General features: G+C 72.8%; 7 protein-coding genes. 3 read left to right on the forward strand and 4 right to left on the reverse strand.

Translation table 11 applies throughout. The annotated features are described in order from the left end of the window. The first annotated feature begins 7 nt into the window (after nucleotides 1-7). Together LQ51_RS11100 and LQ51_RS11105 are read left to right on the forward strand one after the other, a co-directional pair. Nucleotides 8-628 carry a hypothetical protein gene (locus LQ51_RS11100; protein WP_046564798.1) on the forward strand — a complete coding sequence of 207 codons (621 nt, stop codon included), beginning with the start codon at nucleotides 8-10 and terminating at the stop codon, nucleotides 626-628. A 174-nt stretch (nucleotides 629-802) separates the two neighbouring features. Continuing rightward, nucleotides 803-2,137, forward strand: coding sequence for a hemolysin family protein (locus tag LQ51_RS11105; protein ID WP_046564800.1), 1,335 nt, complete (start codon nucleotides 803-805; stop codon nucleotides 2,135-2,137). Between the two features lie 92 nt (nucleotides 2,138-2,229). On the opposite strand, the gene LQ51_RS11110 is transcribed toward LQ51_RS11105, so the two are convergent. The 4 genes from LQ51_RS11110 to LQ51_RS11125 all read right to left on the reverse strand — a co-directional run bounded on the left by LQ51_RS11110 (nucleotide 2,230) and on the right by LQ51_RS11125 (nucleotide 4,614). Continuing rightward, complete coding sequence (locus LQ51_RS11110; RefSeq protein WP_046564802.1) at nucleotides 2,230-2,550, reverse strand: hypothetical protein; 321 nt, start codon at nucleotides 2,548-2,550, stop codon at nucleotides 2,230-2,232. After that, a complete protein-coding gene (locus LQ51_RS11115) occupies nucleotides 2,537-2,917 on the reverse strand; it encodes a hypothetical protein (protein WP_046564804.1) in 381 nt (126 codons plus the stop codon). The genes LQ51_RS11110 and LQ51_RS11115 overlap by 14 nt, the downstream gene beginning before the upstream one ends. Next, entirely contained in the window at nucleotides 2,914-4,140 is a 1,227-nt protein-coding gene (locus tag LQ51_RS11120) for an NRAMP family divalent metal transporter (RefSeq protein ID WP_046564805.1), read from the reverse strand. The genes LQ51_RS11115 and LQ51_RS11120 overlap by 4 nt, the downstream gene beginning before the upstream one ends. Nucleotides 4,141-4,230: 90 nt before the next feature. Then, on the reverse strand, nucleotides 4,231-4,614 hold the full coding sequence (locus tag LQ51_RS11125; protein ID WP_369799837.1) for a PaaI family thioesterase: 384 nt from the start codon (nucleotides 4,612-4,614) through the stop codon (nucleotides 4,231-4,233). 102 nt (nucleotides 4,615-4,716) lie between these two features. On the opposite strand from LQ51_RS11125, the gene tyrS reads away from it, so the two are divergent. Continuing rightward, nucleotides 4,717-6,006: a tyrosine--tRNA ligase gene (tyrS, locus tag LQ51_RS11130; protein ID WP_046564807.1), complete on the forward strand. Its 1,290-nt coding sequence runs from the start codon at nucleotides 4,717-4,719 to the stop codon at nucleotides 6,004-6,006. The last annotated feature ends 546 nt before the right edge of the window (nucleotides 6,007-6,552 follow it).

The raw sequence follows: 6,552 nt of genomic DNA on the forward strand, positions 1-6,552 counted from the left end.
CGCCCGGGTGAACTGGCTGGAACTCGTCGGCTGGGCCGGCTCCGCGCTGCTGGTCTGGTCGCTGCTGCAGACGCGCATCCTGCGGCTGCGCGCGCTCAACCTGCTCGGCTGCCTCATCCTGATCGGCTACAACGCGGCCGTGCACGTGTGGCCCATGGTCGGGTTGAACGTGGTGCTCGCCGTGATCAACGTCTGGTACCTGCGGACCATGCTCGCCACCCGGCACGACGAGCAGACCTACCAGGTGGTCGAGGTGGGCACCGACGACGCGTTCCTGGCCCACACCCTGCGGGTGCACGCCGCCGACATCGCCCGGTTCAACCCCGACTTCCGCTGGGAGCCGGCCGCCGGCCGGTCGGCCTTCCTGGTGGTCCGCGCCGACGAGGTGGTCGGCGTGGTGGTGTCGCACGCCGAGGGCGGCGGGGTCGCCCAGATCGACCTGGACTACGTCACCCCGCCGTTCCGTGACCTCACCCCGGGCGAGTTCGTCTACCGGCGCAGCCGGCTGTTCACCGACCGCGGCTTCCGCCGGGTGGTCAGCCCGCCCGGCATGGTCGCCCCCTACTACCACCGGCTCGGCTTCCGCCCCGAGGGCGACGCGTACGTCCTCGACCTGCCGGCCCGGTAGCGAGGAGCGTGGCGCGCCGTACCGGGCCGGGCCGCGGCCGCTCCTCGACGTCGGCGCCGGGCAGGGTTCAGCCCGCCGCCGACGGGGCACAGAGGGGCCGACGCCGCCCGGCCCCGGGCGGCGGCGGGGCGGCCACGACGGCCGGCCCGGGTCCGTCGAGGGAGAGAACCGGGCGTGCAGAGCTACTGGAGCCAACTGGCCCTGGTCGGATTTCTGGTGATCGTGAACGCGGCCTTCGCCGGTAGCGAGATGGCCCTGGTCTCGCTCCGCGACAGCCAGCTCCAGCGGCTGGAACGCAGCGGCCGGGCCGGCCGTACCCTGGCCCGGCTGGCCAAGGACCCGAACCGCTTCCTCGCCACCATCCAGATCGGCATCACCCTGGCCGGCTTCCTGGCCTCCGCCGCCGCGGCGGTCTCCCTGGCCAAGCCGCTGGTCCCGCTGCTCGGCCGGTTCGGCGACGCCGCCGAGACGGTCGCCGTCGTCGCGGTCACCCTCGTGCTGACCTTCGTCACCCTGGTCTTCGGCGAGCTGGCCCCGAAACGCATCGCCATGCAGTCCGCCGAGCGGTGGGCGCTGCTCGTGGCCCGCCCGCTCGACCTGCTGGCCAGTCTCACCCGGCCGGCCGTCTGGGCCCTCGGTGCCACCAGCGACCTGGTGGTCCGCCTGGTCGGGCTCAACCCGACGCACCAACCGGACGAGATCGGCCCGGACGAGCTGCGCGAGATCGTGGCCGGCAACCACGGCTTCACCAAGGAGCAGCGCACCATCATCGCCGGCGCCGTGGAGATCGCCGACCGGCAGCTGCGCGCGGTGCTCGTACCCCGACTGCAGGTCTTCACCCTCGACAGCGGGACGACCGCGGAGGCCGCCCGGCTGGTCCTCGGGGCCACCGGCCACTCCCGGGCGCCGGTGGTCCGGCACGGCGGCCTGGACGACGCGGTCGGTGTGATCCACCTGCGCGACCTGGTCGGTGTCCCGGACGACCGTCCGGTCGACGAGATCGCCCGCCCGCCGATGCTGCTGCCCGACTCGCTGCCGGTGGTCGACGCGCTGCGCCAGTTCAAGGCGGAACGCCAGCACATCGCCCTGGTGGTGGACGAGCGCGGGGCGGTCGACGGCATCGTCACCCTGGAGGACATCCTCGAGGAGATCGTCGGGGAGATCTACGACGAGACCGACCGGGATCTCGGCTCGGTCCGCACCGCGGACGACGGCAGCCTCGTGCTGCCCGGCACCTTTCCCGTGCACGACCTCACCGAGCTCGGTGTCGAGCTGCCCGACCGGCCGGCCGGCGACTACACCACCATCGCCGGGCTGGTGCTCAGCTGCCTCGGGCACATCCCGACCGTGGCGGGGGAGCGCGTCACCGTCGACGGCTGGGAGCTGGCCGTCGGCGGGGTGGAGCATCACGCGATCACCGAGGTGCGGGTGCGCCGCAGCGCCGACCAGCCGCACCCCGACGAGGCCGGGGAGAGCGCGCCGCCGGTCCTCGACGAGGCGCGCGGCTGACCCCGCCCGGCCGGGTGCGCGTACCGCCCTGCCCGGGAGCGGCTCGGCCGTCGAGCCCGCCGGCCAGCCGTCGAGCCCTCGGCCGGGACGGCTCAGCGGTCCCGCCCGGCCGGCGGGCCGAACGGGAAGCCGGGCACCGGCGGCCGGAGCTGCACCGTGTCGGCGGACACCTGCCGGGTGCTGCGGCCCAGCACCCGGGCCAGCGCGCGCAGCAGCCACGGCCCGGACGGGTGCAGCTCCGGCCCGATGAGCCGTCCGCTGACCCGGGTCCACCAGTGCCCGGCCACGATCACGTCGGTGATCCGCAGCCGCTGCGGCGGCCACCCGCCCCGGACCACCACGTCGACCACCCGACCGAGCCGCCGGCCCCGCAGGTCGTACGCGGTCCGGCCGAGCAGCTCACCCGCTCGCACGGGCCGACCCCGGGATCCGGTCGACGAGATGCTGCCGCAGCCACGACTCGACCGGTGAGGGCGGCAGGTCGGCCGCCCGGCAGCGCAACCGGACCGCGCTGCCCACCCGGTCGACCACCGCGAGCGGGATCCGCCGGGGCGGCACCGGCGGCTGGTCGGTGAGCCGGTCGGCCACCGCGACCAGGATCCGCCCGATCCGCCCGCCGACCCGCCGCCCGAGCGCCGCGTGCCCGCTGAGCAGGCAGTCCACGTACGGCACGCCCTCGGCGTCGACCGCGAAGCCGAGGTCGTCGACCCGGCCGACCAGCCGGCCGTCGACGTCCACGATCTGCCGGTCGAGCAGTTGCTTGGCCAGTTGAACCCTCACTGTCCCATCCTCGTGATGATCGCCAACGGGATCGCCGCCACCGACGCGGCGACGATGAGCAGCAGGAAGAGCGCCCCGAGCAGGTTGGTCCACCATCCGTTGACCCGGTCGCCCAGGTATCCACGGTCGTTGGCGACCACCAGGATCGGCAGGTAGGTCAGCGGCAGCACCACCGCGCTGAGCACCAGCATGTACTCGGTGAGCCGGACCGGGTCGACCGTGGTCATCAGCAGGATCACCCCGAGCAGCACGCTGACCAGGAGCACGCTGTGGAAGCGGGCCGCCTCCCGCGGGCTGACCCGCTTGCCCCACTGCCAGCCGAAGTACTGCGCCGCCGCGTACGCCGCGGACAGCCCGGTCTCCAGCGCGGCCCCGAAGGTCACCGCGAAGAACGCCAGCACCGCCACCGCCAGCCCGGCGCCGCCGAACGCGGTCACCACCGGCCGGGCCACCTGGTCCAGGCTGTCCAGCGACGACCCCGACGGGTGGTACGCCACCGCGGCGACCGCGATCAGGGACAGCGCCAGGAATCCGCCCACCGGGAAGCCGATGAGCACGTTGGAGCGGGCGCGTGCCAGGTCCGCGGCGCTCCACCGTTCCTCCACCCCGCCCGAGGAGAAGAAGAACACCTCGTACGGGCTGACCGTGGAGGCGAAGAGCGCCACCGCCACGAACCAGTACACCGACCAGCCCTGCCCGGCGGAGCTGATCTGGACCGCCTGGTGCCCGAGCCGCGCCCAGTCGGTCGGCAGCGCGAACAGCGCGACGGCGAAGACCAGCAGCGCCAGCCCGGCCAGCCCGAACACCCGCTCCATCAGCTCGAAACGCATCCGCCAGAGCACCAGCCAGACCGCCACCCCGGCCAACGGCACCCAGAGCAGGTAGCTCCATCCGCTGGCCAGTTGCAGCGCGAGCGCCACCCCGCCCAGCTCGGCCGCCAGGGTGATCACCGTGACCAGCCAGGACGCCACCAGGTTGAGCAGCGCCACCCGCGGCCCGAGCCGCTCCCGGACCAGGTCGAACACCGCCCGGCCGCTCACCGCCGCGATCCGGCCGGCCATTTCGGCGTACGCGCAGATGCCCAGCACCCCGACCAGCAGCACCCAGGCGTGGGCCAGGCCGAAGCGCGCGCCGGCCTGGCTCGCCGCCACCAGATCGCCGATGTCCACGAAGCCGCCGATGGCGGAGAGGACACCGAGCGTGGCGGCGAAGAGCTTCCTCACGTCGGGCCGGCGGCGGGCGGTCTCATCGCCGCGACGATAACCGCGTCAGAGCGGTCTTTTGGGGCGAATCGAGCAGGCCGCCGTACCCGGTCAGGCGCCGGTGAGGTTCTGCAGCCGTACCTGTCCGCGCGACACCAGCCGGCCGCCCTCGTCGGTGATCTCCACGAGCCAGAGCTGCTGGCTGCGACCCCGGTGGATCGGCGTGCCCACCGCCGTGAGCTCGCCGTCGCGGACCGCGCGCAGGAAGTCGGTCTGGTTGGAGACCCCCACCACCTTGCCCTGGTCGCCCAGCCACAGGGCGCCGCCGATGCTGGCCGCCGTCTCCACCACCGAGCAGTAGACCCCGCCGTGCTGGATCCCGTACGGCTGGTGCAGCTCCGGCCGGACCTGCCAACGGATCACCACCCGGTCCGCGCTGACCTCGTCGAACTTCAGCCCGAGCAGGGCCACGAAGCCCCCGGTCACGTCCGGCATCTCCACCACGGCGCCTCCTCCATTACGGTGGACCGCCAGCCTAGTCCCGCCCCCGGTCGGGCAAACCCGCTACGGTCCGGCCCCGGGCATGGGGGAGAATCGGTGACCGTGACCGAGAGCAACCTCCCGCACGGGCGGGACTCCCTGACCGAAGACCTGCGGTGGCGGGGCCTGATCCAGGACTCGACCGGCCTCGACGAGCTGCGCGAGCTGCTCGACGGCGGGAGCGCCACCTTCTATGTGGGCTTCGATCCGACCGCCCCGAGCCTGCACGTCGGCCACCTCATGCAGGTCACCACGGCCCGCCGGCTGCAGCTCGCCGGGCACCGCCCGCTGCTGCTGGTCGGCGGGGCGACCGGTCAGATCGGCGACCCGAAGGAGAGCGCCGAGCGCACCCTCAACCCGCCGGAGGTGGTCGCCGGCTGGGTGCAGCGGATCCGGGAGCAGCTCTCCCCGTTCGTCTCCTACACCGGCGCGAACGCCGCGCAAATGGTGAACAACCTGGACTGGACCGGCGCGATGTCGGTGGTGGAGTTCCTCCGGGACGTCGGCAAGCACTTCCCGGTGAACAAGATGCTGGCCCGCGAGGTGGTCAAGGCCCGACTGGACACCGGCATCAGCTTCACCGAGTTCAGCTACCAGCTGTTGCAGGCCAACGACTTCTTCGAGCTGCACCGCCGGCACGGCTGCCAGCTCCAGTACGGCGGCTCCGACCAGTGGGGCAACATCACCGCCGGCGTCGACTACGTGCGCCGCCGGGGGGCCGGGCCGGTGCAGGCATTCGTGACGCCGCTGGTGACCAAGGCCGACGGCACCAAGTTCGGCAAGACCGAGGGCGGCGCGGTCTGGCTCGACCCGGAGATGACCAGCCCGTACGCCTTCTACCAGTTCTGGGTCAACGCCGACGACCGGGACGTGACCCGCTACCTGCGCTACTTCAGCTTCCGCTCCCGGGAGGAGCTGGAGGAGCTGGAGAAGGCGACGGCGGAGCGGCCGCAGGCCCGGCTGGCCCAGCGGGCCCTCGCCGAGGAGTTGACCGCACTGGTGCACGGCGAGCGGGAGATGGCTCAGGCGGTGGCCGCGAGCCAGGCCCTGTTCGGCCGGGGTTCGCTCGACGAGCTGACCCCGGAGACGCTGCGTGCGGCGCTGACGGAGGCGGGGCTGGTGCACCTCGCCGAGCTGCCGGACGTCGCCGGCCTGCTCAAGGAGTCCGGGCTGGTGCCGAGCATGAAGGAGGCCCGCCGGGTGATCGCCGAGGGCGGCGCGTACGTCAACAACACGCGTATCGCCGCGGTCGACGCCACCGTGTCGGAGGCCGACCTGCTGCACGGGCGTTACCTGGTGCTGCGTCGCGGCAAGCGCAGTTTCGCGGGCGTCGAGCTGCGCCGATAGCCACCGGTCGACGGTGTGACGCGGGACGCGCCCGGCGGATTTGACGATCAATCCGCCGGGCGCGTAACTTTCTTTCTGCCAGCGCGGAACGGACGAAACAGGCGAAAGCCGAAAGGCCGGAGCGCGGGAAGTGCCATCGGGTCTCCACCGGGTCGTTCACCGGCGTGGGCCTGGACCGGGCGGTGTGACCAGGGGTCACGCAGCCGACCGGGTGGCAGCGATCGACCGCCGGGTGCGGATGGCTGACGGCCATCGGGACCCGGCCGGGCGGGGCCCCAGATTCGCCGCAGGGCGGATTTGGCGGGGCGGAACCGACCGGGTAAGGTGATCGACCGGCAGGGACGCGGACGAGTGAGCGGGAAACCGCAGCGGCCGTCCTGCTGAAATCTCCGAAACACCCGACGGAAGTCGGATGAATCGGGGTGCCCGGAAAAGGGGCGGAAGCATGGCAAACCGCGAAACACCGGTTTGACACGGCGGAAACCACCGGGTAACGTAGTAAAAGTGCCCGGCGCGAGAGCGGAATGGGTGCGGTTGAATGGCTTG

Origin of the sequence: Micromonospora sp. HK10 (assembly GCF_000982955.1) — a bacterium.
Taxonomy (GTDB): Bacteria; Actinomycetota; Actinomycetes; order Mycobacteriales; family Micromonosporaceae; genus Micromonospora.

Coding starts and splice junctions, on each gene's coding strand:
- LQ51_RS11125 (WP_369799837.1), bottom strand. CDS start 4,614: ATGCCGGACGTGACCGGGGGCTTCGTGGCCCTGCTCGGGCTGAAGTTC.